The organism is Pseudomonas sp. TCU-HL1 (assembly GCF_001708505.1).
Lineage (GTDB): Bacteria > Pseudomonadota > Gammaproteobacteria > Pseudomonadales > Pseudomonadaceae > Metapseudomonas.
Genome location: NZ_CP015992.1, coordinates 4,252,221 through 4,271,104 on the forward strand (window position 1 = coordinate 4,252,221; position 18,884 = coordinate 4,271,104).

At 66.5% G+C, this 18,884-nt stretch carries 14 protein-coding genes; 1 reads left to right on the forward strand and 13 read right to left on the reverse strand.

The features are described 5' to 3' along the window. Together THL1_RS29820 and THL1_RS19745 are read right to left on the reverse strand one after the other, a co-directional pair. Nucleotides 1-960: an ABC transporter permease gene (locus THL1_RS29820; protein WP_069084817.1), complete on the reverse strand. Its 960-nt coding sequence runs from the start codon at nt 958-960 to the stop codon at nt 1-3. 14 nt (nt 961-974) lie between these two features. Then, entirely contained in the window at nt 975-2,576 is a 1,602-nt protein-coding gene (locus tag THL1_RS19745) for an ABC transporter substrate-binding protein (protein ID WP_069084818.1), read from the reverse strand. A gap of 253 nt (nt 2,577-2,829) precedes the next feature. Here THL1_RS19745 and THL1_RS19750 point away from each other — a divergent pair, with 253 nt between their 5' ends. Continuing rightward, a complete protein-coding gene (locus tag THL1_RS19750; RefSeq protein ID WP_069084819.1) occupies nt 2,830-3,264 on the forward strand; it encodes an RrF2 family transcriptional regulator in 435 nt (144 codons plus the stop codon). A 69-nt stretch (nt 3,265-3,333) separates the two neighbouring features. On the opposite strand, the gene THL1_RS19755 is transcribed toward THL1_RS19750, so the two are convergent. The 11 genes from THL1_RS19755 to THL1_RS19805 form a co-directional block, all read right to left on the reverse strand. Continuing rightward, nucleotides 3,334-4,632 (reverse strand): MFS transporter, encoded by a 1,299-nt coding sequence (locus THL1_RS19755; RefSeq protein ID WP_145928345.1) that lies wholly within the window; start codon nt 4,630-4,632, stop codon nt 3,334-3,336. Then, on the reverse strand, nt 4,514-5,932 hold the full coding sequence (locus THL1_RS19760; RefSeq protein WP_069084821.1) for an aldehyde dehydrogenase family protein: 1,419 nt from the start codon (nt 5,930-5,932) through the stop codon (nt 4,514-4,516). The genes THL1_RS19755 and THL1_RS19760 overlap by 119 nt, the downstream gene beginning before the upstream one ends. Further along, nucleotides 5,925-7,115 (reverse strand): pyridoxal phosphate-dependent aminotransferase, encoded by a 1,191-nt coding sequence (locus THL1_RS19765; RefSeq protein WP_069084822.1) that lies wholly within the window; start codon nt 7,113-7,115, stop codon nt 5,925-5,927. The genes THL1_RS19760 and THL1_RS19765 overlap by 8 nt, the downstream gene beginning before the upstream one ends. A 21-nt stretch (nt 7,116-7,136) precedes the next feature. Further along, nucleotides 7,137-8,747, reverse strand: coding sequence for a 5-guanidino-2-oxopentanoate decarboxylase (locus THL1_RS19770; protein ID WP_069084823.1), 1,611 nt, complete (start codon nt 8,745-8,747; stop codon nt 7,137-7,139). Between the two features lie 105 nt (nt 8,748-8,852). Beyond that, on the reverse strand, nt 8,853-10,946 hold the full coding sequence (locus tag THL1_RS19775; RefSeq protein WP_069084824.1) for an acetate--CoA ligase family protein: 2,094 nt from the start codon (nt 10,944-10,946) through the stop codon (nt 8,853-8,855). Between the two features lie 154 nt (nt 10,947-11,100). Continuing rightward, nucleotides 11,101-12,261 carry an acyl-CoA dehydrogenase family protein gene (locus THL1_RS19780; RefSeq protein WP_069084825.1) on the reverse strand — a complete coding sequence of 387 codons (1,161 nt, stop codon included), beginning with the start codon at nt 12,259-12,261 and terminating at the stop codon, nt 11,101-11,103. A 28-nt stretch (nt 12,262-12,289) separates the two neighbouring features. Continuing rightward, the gene (locus tag THL1_RS19785) at nt 12,290-13,072 is read right to left on the reverse strand and encodes an enoyl-CoA hydratase/isomerase family protein (protein WP_069084826.1); all 783 of its coding nucleotides are present in this window, start codon (nt 13,070-13,072) and stop codon (nt 12,290-12,292) included. A 458-nt stretch (nt 13,073-13,530) separates the two neighbouring features. Then, complete coding sequence (locus tag THL1_RS19790) at nt 13,531-14,928, reverse strand: amino acid permease (RefSeq protein ID WP_069084827.1); 1,398 nt, start codon at nt 14,926-14,928, stop codon at nt 13,531-13,533. 178 nt (nt 14,929-15,106) lie between these two features. Continuing rightward, nucleotides 15,107-17,353, reverse strand: a complete 2,247-nt coding sequence (locus THL1_RS19795) for an ATP-binding protein (protein ID WP_069084828.1) — start codon at nt 17,351-17,353, stop codon at nt 15,107-15,109. Further along, on the reverse strand, nt 17,350-18,123 hold the full coding sequence (locus THL1_RS19800) for a substrate-binding periplasmic protein (protein ID WP_069084829.1): 774 nt from the start codon (nt 18,121-18,123) through the stop codon (nt 17,350-17,352). The genes THL1_RS19795 and THL1_RS19800 overlap by 4 nt, the downstream gene beginning before the upstream one ends. A gap of 4 nt (nt 18,124-18,127) precedes the next feature. Continuing rightward, entirely contained in the window at nt 18,128-18,841 is a 714-nt protein-coding gene (locus THL1_RS19805) for a response regulator (RefSeq protein WP_069084830.1), read from the reverse strand. Between the last annotated feature and the right edge of the window lie 43 nt (nt 18,842-18,884).

Consider the following 18,884-nt stretch of genomic DNA (forward strand, 5'->3'; position numbering starts at 1 on the left):
CTACCCCTTCGGATGCATCAGGCGTGGGTTGCTGGCGATGGAGAGCACATCGGCCAGGGTATTGAGGAGGATGTAGGTGCCCGCGAAGATCAGGCTGCAGGCCTGCACCACCGGGATGTCGCGCTTGGCCACCGAGTCCACCAGCAACTGGCCGAGGCCGGGGTAGACGAAGACCACCTCGACCACCACCACCCCCACCACCAGGTAGGCCAGGTTCAGTGCCACCACGTTGACGATGGGCGCCAGGGCGTTGGGCAGGGCGTGGCGGAAGATGATCCGCGCCTGGCCGATGCCCTTGAGCCGGGCCATCTCGATATAGGGGCTGGCCAGCAGGTTGATCAACGCCGCGCGGGTCATGCGCATCATCTGCGCGATCACCACCAGGCTGAGGGTCGCCACCGGCAGGATCGCGGTTTGCAGCATGGTGGCGAAGGACGCGTCAGGCGCCAGGTTGGAGAGGCTCGGGAACCAGTTCAGCTTCACCGAAAAGACCAGGATCAACAGATAGGCGACGAAGAACTCCGGAAAGGACACGGCACTGAGTGCCGAGGTGTTCAGCAGGCGGTCGAACCAGGAGTTGCGGTACAGGGCCGCCAGCATCCCCAGCAGCAGGGCCAGGGGTACCGACACCAGGGCAGCGAAGGCCGCGAGGAACAGCGTATTGCCCAGCCGCGTGCCGACCAGTTCGGCGATGGGCCGCTGGTTGGCCAGCGACACGCCGAGGTCACCCTGCACGAAGTGCCAGATCCAGGCCATGAAGCGCGCAAGCGGCGGCTGGTCCAGCCCCAGTTGCGCGCGCAGGGCGGCCAGGGTTTCCGCCGTGGCGGACTGCCCGAGCACCGCCTGGGCGAGATCGCCCGGCAACAGGCCGACCGCCAGGAAGATGATCACCGACACCGCCACCAGCGACACCAGCCCGAGGGCCAGCCGCTGGGACAACAACTTGAGGATGCCATTCATGTTCCCGACTCCTCTCAGGCCTGCCACCAGCGCTCGATGACCCGCAGGCCATCCAGTTCGCCATAGGGCGCCGTGACGCCGCCGTGGGTGACCCGGTTGGAGCGCGCCGCCACGGAGTTGGCGAAGAGCGGGATGATGGTGCCGCCCTCGTCCCGGCAGAGCTGTTGCATCTCGTTGTACATTTCGCGACGCAGCGGCTCGTTGAGCTCGCCGCGGGCGGCATTGAGCAGTTCGTTGAAACGCGGATGGCCCCAGTGCGACTCGTTCCAGGCGGCACCCTTGGCGTAGCCGATGCTGAACATGCGGTCGGCGGTCAGGCTGCTGTAGAAGAACGACGTGGTGAAGGGCTGCTTGTTCCAGACGTTGGCAAAGAAGCCGTCTGCCGGCTCGCGCACTACGTCTATCTCGATGCCGGCGGCGCGGGCCTGCTCCTTGAACAGCACCGAGGCATCCACCGCCCCGGCGTAGGCGGCGTCGGAGGCCTGCAGGCGCACCTTGAGCGACTCCAACCCGGCCTTGCGCAGATAGAAGCGCGCCTGCTCGGGGTCGTACGTGCGCTGCGCCAGCTCAGTATTGAGGAAGCGGCTGCCGGGCTGGATCGGATGGTCGTTTCCGACCTGGCCATAGCCGCGCAGAACTGTATCGAGCAGGGCCTTGCGGTCGATGCCATGCTTCATCGCCAGGCGAATGTCGTTGTTGGCGAACTGCGCGCTGTCGCAGAGCATCGGGAAGGTGTAGTGCTGCGCGCCCTTGGTTTCCTCGATGACCAGGCCCGGATTGCGCTTGAGCAGGGCGACGGTCTTCAGGTCCACCTTGTTGATCACGTCCACCGCCCCGGTCATCAGGGAATTGACCCGCGCCGCGCCATCACTGATGCCGATCAGCTCGGCCTCGGCGAAGTGCGCCCTCCCTGCCTTCCAGTAGCCGGGGTTGCGCTCCAGCATCATGCGCACGCCAGGCTCGAAGGACTTGATCCGGTAGCCCCCGGTGCCGATGCCGGCGCGCCAGTCGGCCGCGCCATCCTTGCTCGGCATGATCGCCAGGTGATAGTCGGCCACCACATAGGGGAAGTCGGCGTTACCCGAGCGCAGCTCGAAGACCACGCTGTCCGTCCCCTGCGCGCGCACGGCTGCAACCTCGCCAAGCACCGCCTTGGCTGCCGAGGTGGACTTCTCCCCCAGGTGATGCTGGATCGAGGCCACCACGTCGTCGACTGTGAGCGTCTTGCCGTTGTGGAACTGCACGCCCTGGCGCAGCTTGAAGGTCCAGACCTTCGCATCCGGGGAGGACTCCCAGCGCTCTGCCAGCTCCGGAATCGCCGTACCGTCGACGGCGATCTCCACCAGGGTGTTGTATACCGCCGAGAAGCCGACGAAGGTGAAGGTGTCACTCCAGGTGCCCGGATCAAAGGAGTCGGAAGTGCTGCCACCGGCCAGGCCCAGACGCAGGACGCCGCCCGGCTTGGGCGTCGCCTCCCCTGCCCAGGCGCCCGGCGACAGGCCCATGGACAGCGCAGCGCCGGCCAGACCGGCCATGGCCCCGAGCTTGAGGAAGTCGCGGCGCTCCAGTTGGAAGTCCTGGATTGCCTGAGTGATCTTGTTCTTGTTATCGCTCATTGCATTTACCCCTGTTCTGGTCAGAAAGAACGATTGGCTGCAGGTGAGATTTCGCGTCCTAATTGTTATCGCCATCGCAACATTAACAATTGCCCAATGCGAACTCCAGTGATGGCAATTGCGTCTTTGTCGGTTCGTCCGCTGACTTGCCCTAGATTTGGCCGGCTGAAATGGCCCGAGGCATTTACTAATTGTTATCCGGTCAATAACCTTTCACGTTCGCCCACTGCCAGCTGCGCCCGGAGCCTCCTGCATGAGCCAGTCGACCCGCCTGATCACGGCGTCCTACATCCTCTCCTTCGTCGCCGCGAACGCGCCGCAGAAGCTGCGCACCGAAACCATCGCCAAATGGGTGAAGGTGCATCCCACACGGGTGCGCAACCTGGTGTCGCAGCTGGTCAAGGCCGACATCCTGAAATCCCAGCGTGGCGCAGGCGGCGGCCTGACCCTGGCGCGCCAGCCACAGCAGATCACCTTGCGCGAGGTCTACGATGCGGTGCAGGAAAGCTCGCTGATTGCCGAGAAGATCGACAACCCTTTCTCGGGTATGGAGGACCACTGCAAGGTCCATGAAGTCTTCACCGGGCTGTTCGCCATGCTGGAGGCCAACATCCGCCTGGACCTGGAAAAGATCACCGCCGACCAGTTGTTCGTGGCCTTCGATACCCCCCGCGACGCACAGGGCTGAGGCGCGCACCTCGGAGGCTGTGAAAAATTGAAGGCCGTCGCAGCAGGTTAGCGACATGTTCACAGCCGCTCAGCCCTCCCCCGCCGCGACCGGCTGCCGGCCCGCCAGACGCTCGCGCACCAGCAGCGCCAGGACCAGGCCGCAGAGCGCGGAAAAGCCGTAGAGCGCACGCCCACCGAAAACCTCCATCGCCGCCCCGGCCAGCAGCGGCCCGATGCTGGAGCCCAGGCCGAATCCCACCAGGAACAACCCCGCCAGGGACACTCGTTCTAAACTCTCGATCCGCTCGTTGGCCAACGCCAGGGCCAGCGGGTAGAGCGAGAACTGCATCAGGCCGATGACGAAGCCGCAGCCCAACAACAGCGCCAGCGGCACCGGTGTCCACAACAACGGCAGGCAGGCGACGGCCAGCAGCAGGGCGAACAGGCGGATCAGGCGCGGGCGCGCAAAGCGATCCGACAGCAGCCCCAAGGGGAACTGCGCAAGCAAGCCAGCCGCCAGGCAAGACGCCATGAACAGGCCGACCATGGCCGCATCCATCCCTTGCTGACTGGCATAGACCGGTGCCAGGCCGTGGAAGGCACCGGACAGCAGCCCGGTGACGACTATGGCCAGCAGCGCCTGCGGCACCCGCCGGATGAAGCGCAACGGCTGCAGGCTTTCCCTGGTCGCGACGGCCTGGGGCAGCGGAAGCCGGGTAAAGGCGACCGGCACCAGGCAGAGGGCGAAAGCGATGGCCACCAAGTCGAGCAACGCACGGCTGGCGCCGCCGCCGAGGCCCAATCCCAACTGGCCACCGATCAGGCCAAGGAAGGACGCGGTCATGTACCAGGCCAGCACCTTGCCGCGCGACGCCGGCTCGACCTGCTCGTTGATCCAGCTCTCCAGCACCATGTACAGGCTCATCAGGGCCAGCCCGACGATGAAACGCAGCAGCAGCCAGAACGGTAGCCAGGTGCTGAAGTCATGGGCCAGGGTAGCCGCCACGGCCAGCGCACACGCCAGCGCATAGGCCCGCACATGGCCGATGCGTGCGATCAGCCAGTAGCCGCTGAGCGCGCCCAGCATCAGGCCGAGGGCATTCACCGCCATCAGCGAGCCGATCAAGAAGTCGGCGGTACCGAGGGCCAGGCTGCGCAGGGCCACCCAGGAATTGAGCAGCCCCGCCGCCACCTGCAGCAGCAGGGTGGCGAGGTACAGGGCCATGAAGGCCTGGGGCCGGGACGCCATCACCTCAGCGCGGCCGGCATCAGAGCTGGATGGCCTTGGTTTCGACGAACTCCGCCAGCCCCTCCTCGCCCCACTCGCGGCCGTTGCCCGACTGCTTGTAGCCGCCGAAGGGCGCGCGGTAGTTGAAGGCAGCGCCATTGACGAAGCACTGCCCGGCGCGCAACTGCCGCGCCAGCTCCAGGGAGCGCGGCCTTGTTGCGGTCCACACCGCACTGGACAGGCCGAAGGGCGAATCGTTGGCGATGCGCACGGCCTCTTCTTCATCGGCGTAGGGGATCAGGCAGAGCACCGGGCCGAAGATTTCCTCGCGGGCGATGCGCATCTGGTTGTGTACATCGGCAAACAGGGTCGGCCGCACATAGAAGCCACGTTCGAGGCCGACGGGCGCATCGGCTCCACCGGTCAAGAGGCGGGCGCCCTCCTCCTGACCAATGCGGATGTAGTCGCGCACCGTGCGCCGCTGCCCGGCGGAACACATCGGGCCGAGGAAGGATTCCGGGTCCAGCGGGTCGCCGATGCGCAGCGCCTCGGTCTCGGCCCGCGCCAGCTCCAGCGCTTCGGCATAGCGGCTGGCCGGCAGCAGCATGCGGGTCAGCGCCGTGCAGGTCTGCCCGGAGTTGACCATCACGTCCTGCACGCCGTAGCGCACAGCGGCGGCCAGGTCGGCGTCGGCGCCGATCAGCAGCGGCGACTTGCCGCCCAGTTCCAGACACACGCGCTTGACCGTCGGCGCCGCCGCCTCGGCCACGCGCACGCCGGCGCTGGTGGAACCGGTAAAGGAAACCATGTCGACATCAGGATGGCGCGCCAGCGCCTCGCCGACCTTGGAGCCGGGCCCGCTGACCAGGTTGAACACCCCGGCCGGCAGGCCGATGGCCTCGATCAGCTCGGCCAGCAGGAAGGCATGCAGCGGGGTTTCCTGGCTCGGCTTGACCACCACGGTGCAGCCGGCGGCCAGGGCCGGCGCCAGCTTGCCGATCATCTGGTGCAGCGGGTAGTTCCAGGGATTGATGAACGCGCAGACGCCCACCGGCTCGCGCACCACCAGGGAATTGCCAACCTCGCGCACGGCGTCCATCTGCGCGGCGATCTCGACGTAGCTTTCCAACCCCTCGATCGGCCCGTCCACCTGAACCATGCGGCACCACTGCACCGGCATGCCCAGTTCGGCGGTGATCAGGCCGGCCATCTCATCGGCGCGGACCTTGAGCTGTTCAGCCAGGGCGCGGATGTAACCGGCGCGCACGGCAGAAGGTGTCCGCGACCAGGCGGCGAACGCCTGCCGCGCCGCCGCGACCGCACGTTCGACATCCGCTTCATTGCCCAGCGGCACGCGGCCGGCGACTTCCTCCGTGGCCGGGTTGATCACGTCGGCCAGGCCGCTGCCCTGTGGTGCGACCCAGGCGCCGCCGATGAACAGGTGACGATATTCACGCATAGCGTTTTTCCTCCATCAGTTCGGCGGCGCAGCGAGCGATGCGCCGGCAGGCTTCCTGCAAGGGCGCGCTGCCCAGCACCAGGCCCAGGCGGATATGCCCGGCGGCGCTGGGGCCGAAGGCTTCGCCGGCCAGCACGGACACGCCATGGTGATCCAGCAGGTAGTCGGCGAAGTCCTGGGCGGAAAGCCCGGTAGCGCGGATATCCACCATCACGAACATGCCGCCATCCGGTTTCAACGCACGTAGGCCGGGGCGGCCCTCCAGGCAGGCGCACACCAGGTCACGACGCTGGCGGTAGGCCTCGCGCATCGCCTCCAGTTCCGGCAGGCGCGCTTCCAGGGCCACGCATGCCGCGTCCTGGATGAAGTCCGGCGAGCCGTAGAGCATGCACAGGGCGAGGTTTTCCAGATGCCCGGCCAGCGCCTTTGACCCCACGACCCAGCCCACGCGCCAGCCGGTCATGGCATGGGACTTGGACAGGCTGTTGAGGGTGGCGGTGCGCTCAGCCATTCCCGGCAGGCTGGCCGGGCTGATGTGTTCGCCCTCAAACAGCAACTCGCTGTAAACCTCGTCGGAGATCATCCACAGATCGTGGGCGATGCACAGTTCGGCCAGGGCCTCCCAAGTGGTGCGCGGCAGGCTCGCACCCGAAGGGTTGTGCGGGCTGTTGAGTGCCAGGGCACGGGTGCGCGGCGTGATGGCCGCGGCCACATCCCCGGCCTGGATGCGGAAGCCGTTCTCCGAACGCACCGGCACTGGGATCACCTTGGCGCCACAGGCGCCGAAAACGGCTTCATAGGTGACATACATGGGCTCGGCCACGATCACCTCATCGCCTGGGTTGAGCAGGCACTGCACCACGCAGTACAGCGCGCACTGCGCGCCGGCCAGCACCGTCACCTGATCGGCACCGACGCCCTGGCCACTGCGCTGGTTGTGCCAGGCGGCGATGCGCTGGCGCAGGGCGAGTTTGCCGCGCACGTCGGAGTAGTGGGTATTACCGTTGAGCAGGCTGTCGATGGCCGCCTGGATGATGGGTTGCGGCGTGTCGAAATCAGGGTCTCCCACGGACAGCAGGAGGATGTCGTCCCCCTGCGCCTGGCGCTCCAGCGCGCGGTAATGGATGTTCCAGGCCGCCGCGCCGTCGCCGGCGATACGTTGGGTGAGGTCGGAAAAGCGCATGAATAACTCCTTGGCCCGGGCTCAGCGAGCGCAGGCGTGTTTCAGTTCGATCAGGGTGACGCCGGGATGGCCGAAGCCGCCGCGCAGGTCCTGCTCCAGTTCGTCGAGGCTCTGCGGCTGCTTCACCGTGCAGCCGAAGGCGCGGGCGAGGCCGGCGAAGTCCGGGTTGCGCGGCAGCACACCGAACGGCTCAATATCGAGGCCGATCATGTCGTCACGGATCTGCCCAAGGGCATCGTTGTTCCACAGGAGCACCACCAGCGGGCTGTCCAGTTCCTCCGTGGCGGTGGCCAACTCCTGGGCCGTGTAAAGGAATCCGCCATCGCCCACCAGCACGAGGCCGGGCCGCTGCGGTGCGCCGAACTTGGCGCCGATGCCGGCCGGCAAACCGTAGCCGAGCGTGCCGTAGCCGGTGGGATGCAGCCAGCTGCGCGGCGCCCGGCTGGCGAAGGCGTAGTTACCGGTGTAGGCCAGCTGGGTCATGTCGGTACTGATGAAGGCATCCGCCGGCAGCGCGGCAGTGATGCGGTCGAGGATGGCCTGGTGGATCGCCTGCAGCGGCCCATGCCCCTGGCGGATCGTCGCGCGCAGTTGCGCCACCTGGGCGACGGCCTGCGCTGTCGCCCTGCCCTGCTCCGGCAAACGCTGTAGCAAGGCGTCCAGGGTTGCCCGGGCATCGCCCTTCAGCGCCACGGCGCAGGGATAGAAGTCGTTGAACTTGCGCGGATCGATATCGATGCGGATCAGTTCGCCGGACAGCGGCAGGCGTTCGCGCCAGAAGTCGGTATCGGCCATCTCGGTGCCCACCGCCAGCACCAGGTCGGCCTGCTCGATCATCTCCCAGCCCGGCGCCACGCAGAGGCTGGCGCCGGCATTCAGCGGCGCCTCGGGCGGCAGCAGGCCCTTGCCGGCGACGCTGGTGAACACCGGCGCGGCCAGCCGCTCGCTGAGCGCCTGCACGGCTTCGGCGGCGTGCAGCGCACCGCCGCCGGCGATGATCATCGGCTGCTTCGCGGCGGCGATCTTGTCTGCCGCCGCGTGCAGCGCCTGGGCCTCGGGCAGGCCGCGGCCGGGGCGGCGTACCACCTCATGGCTCCAGTCCCGCGCGACCGGGGCGGCCAGCACATCCAGCGGTACCGAGATATGCACAGGGCGCGGTCGCTCGCTGTCGAACACGGCATAGGCGCGGGCGACCAGCTCGGGCAGGTCCTCGGCGGTCAGGGCCACGGCGGAGAAGGCGGTGATCGGCGCGGTGATTGCGCGCTGGTCCTGGGTCTCGTGCAGGCAGCCCCAGCCTTTGCCCAGGCTGGCGGTGTGGTTGACGCTGGAAATCACCAGCATCGGGATCGAGTCTGCGTAGGCCTGGCCAATGGGTGTCGCGGCATTGGTCACGCCCGGGCCGGTGATGATGAAGCACACGCCGGGTTTGCCGCTGACCCGCGCATAACCGTCGGCCATGAAGCCGGCGCCCTGCTCGTGGCGGGTCAGCACATGGCGGATGCCGCTGCCGGGCAGCCCGCGGTAGAGCTCCAGGGTGTGCACGCCGGGAATGCCGAACACGGTGTCGACGCCGTAGTTGGCCAGCAGGCGGACCAGAGCCTGGCCGCCGGTGAGGGTTTTGTTCTCTTGCATGGATTGATCTCCTTTGAAGGCTCTGCCATGCCGCGTAGGAGCGAGCTCTGCTCGCGAGGGCATACAGTGCGTCGTTCGCGAGCAGAGCTCGCTCCTACATCAGTCTCAGGGTTGTTGATCCAGACGGATCAGCGCATCCACCGCCACCGCGCCCTCGGCGTTGACCAGCAGCGGGTTCACGTCCAGCTCCAACAACTGGTCGGCGTGCTCGCAGGCGTAGTCGGCGACCGCACGGATGGCGTCCACCAGCGCATCCATCTGCACCGCCGGGCGGCCACGGAAACCCGTGAGCAGCGGCGCGCTGCGCAGGCTCTGCAGGGCCTCGCGGATCGCCGCGTCGGTGGTCGGTAGCAGCAGGCTGCGGCTGTCCTTGAGCAGTTCGACGAGGATGCCGCCGGCGCCGATCACCAGGGCCAGGGCGAAGCCGTTCTCACGCTTGATGCCGACGATCAGCTCGGCCAGCGGCGGGCTCGCCATGCGCTCCAGCAGGACCTGGTCGAAGGCCAGCTGCGGCGCATGCCGGGCCAGGCTCTCGCGCATGTCGAACAGCGCCGCTTCCAGGGCCGCTTCGTTGCGCAGGTTGAGCGCCACGCCGCCGGCTTCGGTCTTGTGCGGCAGGTCCGCGCTGACGGCCTTGAGCACCAGCGGGAAGCCGAGGTCGGCAGCCGCCTCGCGGGCCTGGCCCGGGGTACTCAGCACAGCCTGGGGCAGCGGCACGCCGAAGGCTTTCAGGGCCTGCTTGGACTGCCACTCATCGAGCAGCCGGCCCTGGCCCTCCAGGGGCAGCGGGCAGATCGGCACCAGCGCCGCGTCGCCACGGGCCAGCAGCGCCTCGCGGCGCTGGCGGTAGTGGGCGATGCGACCCCAGGCGGCGAGGCCATCCTCCACCCCCTGCAGCGCGGCGACGCCTTGGGCGTGCAGCAACTCGCGGGCGTGGGCCGGCAGCAGCTCGGGGAAGGCCGAGGCGATGAAACCAACCTTGCCGTGGCGCTTCAGCGCCGCGCAGTAGAGTTCCAGCAGCAGGTCGCACTGCGGCCGTTCGCCAGTTTCCTCGCCGGGGTAGTCGAGCACCAGCAAGGCGGCGTCGGCCGGGGTTCGCAGGGCGCTGTCGAGCATCTTCTCCAGCGCCGGACCGTCGCCCCAGATGGCGGTGGTGAAGTCCAGCGGGTTGGCGATGTTGGCATAGTCCGGCAGCACCTGGGCCAGTTCGTCGCGCTGCAGGCTGTCGAGCTTGGGCAGCGCCAGGCCGTTGCGCTCGGCGTAGTCGGCAATAAGCCCGGCGTCGCCGCCGGAGCAGGCCAGCGCGGCCAGGCTCGGGCCAGCCGGCAGGTTGCCACAGGCGGCGGCCTTGAGGGTTTCCATGAAACTCACCGGGCCGCTCACGCGGATCACCCCGAGGCGCTCGAAGAGGCTGTCGTAGAGGACGTCGGAGCCGGCCAGTGAGCTGGTGTGGCTAAGGGCGAGCTCGGCGCCGATCTCGGAGACGCCGGTCTTCAGGGCGATCACTGGCACGCCCTTCTGCAGCGCCTTGTAGGCGGCGCGGGCGAAACCGGGAACATTCTTCAGGCCTTCCAGGTGCAGGCCGATGGCGGTGACGCGCGGTTCGTCGAGCAGCACGTCCATCAGCTCGGCCACGCCCAGCTGGGCCTGGTTGCCCACCGAGGCCATGTAGGCCACCGGCAGGGATCGGTCGCTCATCGACAGGTTGTAAGCGAAGTTGCCGCTCTGGGTCAGCACCGCAACGCCCTTCTCCACCAGGTGCCCGCCATGGGCCACCGGCCACAGGGCGGAACCGTGCAGGTAGTCGAGCAGGCCGTAGCAGTTGGGCCCGAGCAGGGCCATCTCGCCGGCGGCGGCGAGCAGCTTCTGTTGCAGGACCAAGCCTTCCTCGCCGGTCTCGGCGAAGCCGGAGGCGTAGCAGATGGCGCCGCCCGCGCCCTTTGCCGCCAGGGCGGCGACGCTGTCGAGGGTCTGTTCGCGATTGGTGGCAATGAAGACGGCGTCCGGCCCGCACGGCAGGTCGGCGACGCTGGCTACGCAGGGCACGCCTTCGAGTTCGGCATGCTGCGGGTTGACCAGCCACATCTGCCCGACGAAGCCGCCCTCGGCGCAGCGCTTGAGGGCGCGCGCCATGCTGCGGCCGCCGATGAAGGCGAGGTGTTTCGGCGCCAGCAGGCGCTTGAGGTTTTCTCTTTTCATGTCAGGTCTCGGTACAAGGCTCATTACCCTCTCCCCCAGCCCCCGCTCCGCGCCCCGGTCTGATCGCTTCGAGATCAGTCGCTCATCGGCACCGGAAGCGATGCTTCCGAAAGCGTGCCTCTTCGCCCCGCAAGCGGGAGAGGGGAGCAAGGTGTCAGCGCAGCAGCGGCCGCAGCAGTTCGCGAGAAATGATGTGGCGCTGGATTTCCGAGGTGCCTTCCCAGATGCGTTCGATCCGCGCGTTGCGCCAGATACGCTCCACCGGACCTTCGTCCATCAGGCCCATCCCGCCGAAAATCTGCACCGTTTCGTCGGCCACCTTGCCCAGCACTTCGCTGGCGAACAGTTTGGCCATGCCGGCTTCGCCGTCGGTCATGCTGCCCTGGTCCATCTTCCAGGCCGTGTGCAGGGTCATCAGCTCGGCCGCGCGAATCTGCGTGGCCATGTCGGCGAGCTTGAAGGAGATCCCCTGGTAGGTGCCGATGGGTTGGCCGAACTGCTTACGGTCCGCCGCCCACTGCAAGGAGAGGTCGAGCGCACGCTGGGCCTGGCCGACGCAGTTGGCGGCAACCATCACGCGGCCGGCAGTGAGCCACGCGTTGGCCACCTCCCAGCCCTTGCCAACCTCGCCAAGGACCTTGGAAGCCGGCACGCGGCAGTCATCGAAGAAGATTTCGTAGGTGTGATAGCCCTTGTTGCTGACGCACTTGGGACCTCGGCGCACGGTCATGCCGGGGGTGCCTTTGTCCACCAGGAAGGCGGTGACGGCATTGCGCTTCTTGCCGTTGTGCTCAAAGGTATCGGTAACGGCGAACACAATCGCGAAATCGGCGTGCCCGGCATGGCTGATGAAATGCTTGCTGCCGTTCAGGACGAAGTCTTCACCGTCACGAACGGCGCGAGTCTTGATGGAATTGGCATCGGAGCCGGCGCCCGGTTCGGTGAGCGCGAAACAGTCGATCTTTTCACCCTGGATACTAGGCAGCAGGTATTGCTCAATCTGCTCACCCTTGCACGCCATGAGAATCTTCGAGGGCCGCGCGACGAACACATGCAGCGCCCAGGAGACTTTCGACAGTTCGCGCTCGATCAGTGCCTGGGACAGGTAGTCGAGGCCGCCGCCGCCGACTTCCTCGGGCATGTTGAAGGCGTAGAAGCCTGCTGCGATGGCCTTGCCGCGAATCTGCGCGGCGAGCTCCGGGGACACAGCGTCGGCGCGGTCCACTTCTTCCTCATAGGGCAGCAGTTCCTTCTCGACGAAGCTCTTCACCGCCTCGACGAGCATTTCCTGTTCCTGGGTCAGTTGGAAGTTCATTGCGTTGTCCTCTGTCGGGTTCGGCGCATCAGCGGCCGGAGAATTGGGGAGCGCGTTTCTCGGCAACGGCACGCAGGGCTTCAGCGGCATCGTCGCTGCGGCCGCAGAGCAGTCCGGCGCTCTGTTCCGCCACCAGTTGCTGGGCCAGGCTGCGACTGGCGCCATCACGGATCAGCGTTTTGGTCTGGGCGAAGGCGAAGGTGGGGCCAGCGGCCAGGCGTTCGGCCAGCTCTCCGGCCTGCGCCTGCAAGCGCTCATCGGCACACACTTCGCCCACCAGGCCAACGGACAAGGCCCGCTCGGCGCCCCAGAGTTCATCGAGGAACAGCAGGCGCTTGGCCTGCTCGGCGCCGATCAGGCGCGGCAGGTGCCAGCTGGCACCGGCGTCGGGCGAGTAGGCCATGCCGGTGTAGCCAGCCTTGAAGCGAGCCGATTGCGCCGCGATACGGAAGTCGCAACAGAGCGCCAGGTCCATCCCCGCGCCGACGGCAGTGCCGTTGACCGCGGCAATGGTCGGCTTGGTCAGGCCATGCAACCGGGTCATCAGGGCATGGGCGGTTTCGGTCCAGCCGTAGGTTTCCAGTTCGCCGCGGGCTTCGGCCGCGGCCCATTCGGCCAGGTCCGCGCCGGCGCAGAAGCTGCGACCCTCCCCACTCAGCACCAGCACGCGCACGGCCGGATCGGCTTCATGGGCGTCCAGCAGTTCGAGCAGGGCATTCAGGGTGGGGATATCCAGCGCATTGCGCTGTTGGGGACGGTTCAGGGTGATCCGGGCGATGCCGGCATCGACCTGGCTGAGCAGTTTGGTCATTGCAGCCCTCGTCTTGTTGTCGTTGATGATGAGGAAGTTGGAGCGATCCTAAACGACTGTTCAACAAGACGGCAATCCTGCCCGAATGGGGTATGTAACGGCCCCATAAATTACATATCTAATTGTTTTTATTTGATTTTTTATTTCTAAACGGAATGCGGTCGCGGGCGTTGTTACATCTTTGAACAACTCGAAACCGGGGAGGGTCGGGCCAGGGGAGATCCAGCGGGGGGTCGGCTGCCCTCACCCCTGCCCTCTCCCGGAGGGAGAGGGAGCAGTCCGCGCAGGCAGTTGGCTATGCGCTTTTCCTGTGGGGCGAATTCATTCGCGAAGCAGGCCGCAGGCCTGCCCTGGGAAGGGAGACGGAACAGTCCGCGCAGGCCGCTATGTCCTTCGCGAGGGTCCAACAAAAAAGCGCGGCAGATTGCTCTGCCGCGCTTTTGCGGGTACCGGCTGGATCAGGCCGCCGGGATCGGCGCAAGACTGCGCTGGCGCTTGAACTGCAGGAAGTAGTAGGCCCCGTAGCAGAGCGCAATGAAACCGAAGCCCCAGTAGAGCGACGGGCGCTGGGTTGGATCCAGGGCCAGGAAGACGAACAGCGAAACGCACAGCAGGACGCACACCACCGGGATCAGCGGGAACAGCGGTGCGGCGTACTTGAGGTCATGGACGGTGCCGCCGGCCTTGTAGTGCTCACGGCGGAAGCGGTACTGGGCCAGGGCGATGACGATCCAGGTCACGGTGCCGGCCAGACCGCTGATGGCGGTAAGGACCACGAACAGGGTGTCGGCCGCGACAAAGCTGGTCAGCAGCGACAGCAGCGCGAAGCACAGGGTGATGGACAGGGCGTAGACCGGCACACCACGCTTGTTGAGCTTCGCCAGCCCCTGCGGCGCCATGCCTGTCTTGGACATCGCCCAGAGGATGCGGGTACAGGCGTAGAGACCGGAGTTGCCCACCGAGAGGATGGCGGTGAGGATCACGAAGTTCATCAGGTCGGCCGCAAAGGGGATGCCGACCATGTCGAACACCTGGACGAAGGGGCTTTCCACCAGGCCGGCCTGCTGCCACGGCACGATGGCGGACAGCACGATAATCGCCAGCACGTAGAAGATCAGCACGCGGAATACCACGTTGCGCACCGCGCGCGGGATACTTTTCTCCGGCTGGTCGGTTTCTCCAGCGGCGACGCCCATGATCTCGCAACCCTGGAAGGCGTAGACCACCGTCATCATCACGGCGAGCACCGCGGAGATGCCATTGGGGAACAGGCTGTCGCCGAGCAGGTTGTTGAACTTCGGCGCCGGCTCGCCATTGGCCAGCGGCAGTCCGCCGAAGATGGCCAGGATACCGACGACGATGAAGATGAGGATGGCCGCTACCTTGATGCCCGAGAACCAGTACTCGGCCTCACCGAAGGCACGGGTGCTGAGGGAGTTGATGCCGAACAACAGGGCAACGAACAGCGCCGACCAGTACCAGACGGGGACATCAGGGAACCAGCGGTCCATCAGCATGCCGGCGGCGGTGAACTCCAGGCCGACGGTGGTGGCCCAGCTCAACCAGTAGACCCAGCCCACCATGAACCCCGTGGCCGGGCCGACGTAGCGGGTGGCGTGGGCCTGGAAGGAGCCGGAAACCGGCATCTGCACCGAGAGTTCACCCAGGCAGACCATCACCAGGTACATCAGCAGACCGGCGACCAGGTAGGCCAGCACGGCGCCGGCTGGCCCGCCCTGGTTGATGGTGAATCCCGACCCCATGAACAGGCCGGTGCCGATCACGCCGCCCAAGGACAGCATGAAGATATGGCGGCTTTTCAGCGCACGGGTGAGCTGGATTCGTTCTTCAGACATGACGCACCTCCGGATGGAGGTGGCGGGAGTGGTGGGCTTTGTAGGTCATTATTCTTGTCTCCAATAGGCCACTGAAACCACGCGAAACGCGGTTCGGACCGATTATTGGAAAGACTTGTAAGACGCCGTTGTATGCCGGGATCGAAGTTGTAAAAAGTCGTAAGGAATTTGTTCGATTTCAACCAGCCGTCTGCAGCAGGCCGTCCAGCGCGCGGGCGGAGCGTTGCAGCAGCTCTTCCAGACCCGGCTGCAGGGCCCGCAAGGCGGCGGCATCGCCGGCCTGGGCCGCCGTTTCCAGTTCCCTCAGGCAGGCGGCCAGGGCGCGCAGGCCGAGGGACTCGCTGCTGCCGGCGAGGCGATGGGCGAGGTGCCCGACTTCGGCGCAATCCTCGGCCACCAGCGCTTCCAGCAACCCGACGCGATGTTCTTCGAGCATACGCCGCAGCAGCTCTAGCAGACCGCGCACCTTCTGTTCGCCCAGCAGGCCGCGATGGGTGTCCAGCAGTTGCTGATCCAGCAGTTCAGCATCGTCCCCTTCTTCCTGCTTGCCCTCCTGCCCGGCCAAGGCCCGACGCAGATCGTCCAGCTTCAGCGGCTTGGCCAGCGCGCCGTCCATGCCGGCATCCAGGCAGCTGCGCACCAGGGCCGGTTGCAGGCTGGCGGTGAACGCGAGGATGCGGCTGCCGCGATTCATGCCCTGCATATCGTCACGGATCAGGCGACACAATTCGGTACCGGGCATGCCCGGTAGGTGCAGGTCGAGAAGGAGCAGGTCGAAGCGCCGTTGCCGGCACAGCGCCAGAGCCGGCTCAGCATCTTCGGCCAGGGTGACCCGATGGCCGTCGCGCTCCAGCAACCCGGCGACGACTTCGCGGTTGAGGGCGACGTCTTCTACCACCAGCACGTCGAGCGACCGGGACAGAGGCAGGACCATAGGGGCGACCGCCTGATCGCGGGCAGCCCCCAGCACCAGTTCGAACCAGAAGCAGCTGCCCTCGCCTTCAATGCTCTGGACACCGATTTTCCCGCCCATCAGCTCCACCAGCCGCTTGCTGATGGCCAAACCCAGGCCAGTTCCGCCATAGCGCTGGGCCACGGCCTCGTTGGCCTGAGTGAAGCGCTCGAAAATCTTCACCTGCGTTTCCGGGGCGATGCCGATGCCGTCGTCGCTAACGCTGATACGCAGGCGTTGGCCACCGGGCAGCTCCTCCAGCAGTTGCACTTCCACCAGGATTTCGCCGTCCTCGGTGAACTTCACCGCGTTGGCCAGGAGGTTGCTCAGCACTTGGCGAAGGAACTGCTCGGCGCCATGGCAGCGGCCATGTACCCCCGGATCGAGGCGTGAACGCAGGATGGTGCCGCTCTCGCTGGCCCGAGGCTCCAGCAGGGTAAGCACCTGGTCCAGCAGGGCCGGCAAGGAGAAGTCGACCAGCTCAGGCCTGCTTTCCCCCTCTTCCATGCGGGCGAAGTAGAGCACCTCGTTAAGGATCGCCAGCAACCCCTCGGCGGCCTTGTGCAGCGCTTCCAGACGCTGGCTGTCGCGCTCGCCGAGAGCAGCGCCGCGAAGCAGTTCGGCCATGCCGAGGATGCCATTGAGCGGGGTGCGGATTTCATGGCTCATGGTGGCGAGGAAGCGCGACTTGGCCAGGTTGGCCGCCTCGGCCTCTTCCTTGGCCCGCTGCAGGCTGGCGGTGCGGCGCTCCACCAGGCCCTGCAGGGCAGCGCGGTCGTCTTCGCGGCGCTGCATGTCGTCGAGGATGGCTCTGCGCATGTCGTCCAGCGCCTGGGCCACCGTGTCGATCTCGTCGGCGCCGCGCCCGGGGCGGCGGTTCAGCCGCAGGGCCTCGCGCCAGTCGCCGGCGGCGATGCGCCGGGCGAAGTCGGCCATCACCCGCAGGTGGCGGGTCACCAGTCGGTGGAACAGCCAGGACAGGGCCACCGCCAGGCCACAGAGGAATACCCCCATCCACAGCAGGCTGGTCAGGCCGGTGGCATAGAGGCGTCGGTAAACGGCGCCGAGGTCGACGACAACCTCCAGTTCGCCCAGTTGTCGCACTTCGCCGCCCTGCGGCTGGTAGGACAGCGCAAAACGCTCGCGGCGCAAAGGACCGGTGGGCTCGCTGCCCCCCTCCTGCAGGTCGAAGTCGCTGCTGGTCAGGCGCACCTGGGCGATATCGGGGAAGTCAGCCAACCCGCGCAACTGCATTTTCAGCTGCTCCTGGTTGAGGTCCCAGAGGCTGCGTTCGAAGCTGGCCAGGTAGCCATCCCGGATCAGCGCCAGGCGTCCTTCGATCTCGCGCATCTCGCGGCGATATTCGAGGTGCAGTTGCACGGCGCTGGCGACCAGGGTGAAACACAGGCTGAACATCAGGATGAACAGCAGCAGCCTGCGCAGCAACCCGCTGCTGGGTTGCTGCCGGCTCATGGCTGCGGCTCCGGCTGCACGACCATGTCGCGGTAGGTGGCTTCGCTCTCGTTGAGCCAACGCTCGATCTGGCCGGAGTCGGTCAGGCGTTGCAATTCCCGGTTGATCTCGTCCATGCGCGCGGCCAGTGGCGAGTGGCGCGATATCGCCATCCGCAGGTAGTCCACCGCGAGTGTGGTTGGCAAGCTGCGGATGTCGCCGCCGCCGGACAGGTACTCGACGAACAGGCGACCGGTCCGGCGTTCATGGGGTACGAAGTCGATGCGGCCACGGATCAGCTTGCCGAAATTCTGGTGGCTGTCGGAGACCCATTCGATATTGCCCGCACGGGCGACGGTCTGATCGAAGGCCTCGCCATAGCTCTCGCCGAAAAGCAGGCCGCCGCGAAAATGGGTCAGGTCCTCCAGGCGTTCGACCTTCAGCGGGTGCAGGCGGTTGTAGAAGATCGCCACTTCCTCGCGCAGTACAGGTACCGACGCAAACCGCAGGAAGCCCTCGCGTGGCTGGGTACGATAGGCCAGGACAACATCCACCCGCCCCTCGGCAGCGTCCAGCAGGCAGCGTTTCCAGTTCCCCAGCGTGACCAGTTCGACCTCGTAGCCCAGGCTGGCCATTACCGCGTTCACCACCTGGGGCGCGAGGCCGCGCATGTGCTTGCCGTCACTCCAGGAGATGGGGGGATAGACCGGATGATCGCAGTAGCGCACCGGCTGCGCGGCCAAAACCGTGGAGCCCAGCAACAGCGCTAGCAGCAGCCAGACACGGGCCATGCAATCAGGCTGCGGTCGCATTGGCGGTGAACAGGTAGCCCGCGCCGTGGATGGTGATGATCAACTGCGGCTCGGCCGGATCGTCGCGCAGCTTGCGGCGCAGGCGCCCCACCAGCACGTCGATGGAGCGGTCGTTGGGCAGCCATTCGCGGTTGCGGATCTGGTCCATCAACTGGTCGCGGCTGAGGGTGTGCCCGGCGTTGCGCAAGAACACGCTGAGCAGCTGGAACTCGCCATGGGTAAGCAGGGTTTCGCTACCGTCCTGGTCGATCAGGCGGCGGCGGTCGCTGTCCAGCAACCATCCGGCGAAACGCTTGAGCTGGGCGCTGGTAGCCGTAGCCGGCTGTTGCGCATGGCGCACCCGGCGCACCAGGTTCTTGGCGCGAGACACCAGCTCGCGGGGATTGAGGGGCTTGACCACGTAGTCGTCGGCGCCACATTCGAGGCCGACGATGCGGTCAACCTCGTCGTTGCGGCCGGTGATGAGGATGATGCCGACCTCGGAGCGCACGCGCAGCTCGCGGGTCAGGGTCAGGCCGTCCTTGCCGGGCAGGCGGATGTCGAGCATCACCAGGTCCACCGGGCTTTCCGCCAGCGCGGCTTCTGCCTGTTCGGCGGTACTGGCGCAACGCACCTGATAGCCCTCCTGGGCGAGGTAGGACTGGAGCAGTTCACGGATCAGCGGATCGTCGTCGACGATCAGCACACTGGGAGACATCGCGGTTGTCCTCTGCCTGCGCACATGGGCGAGGCGTTCTTAT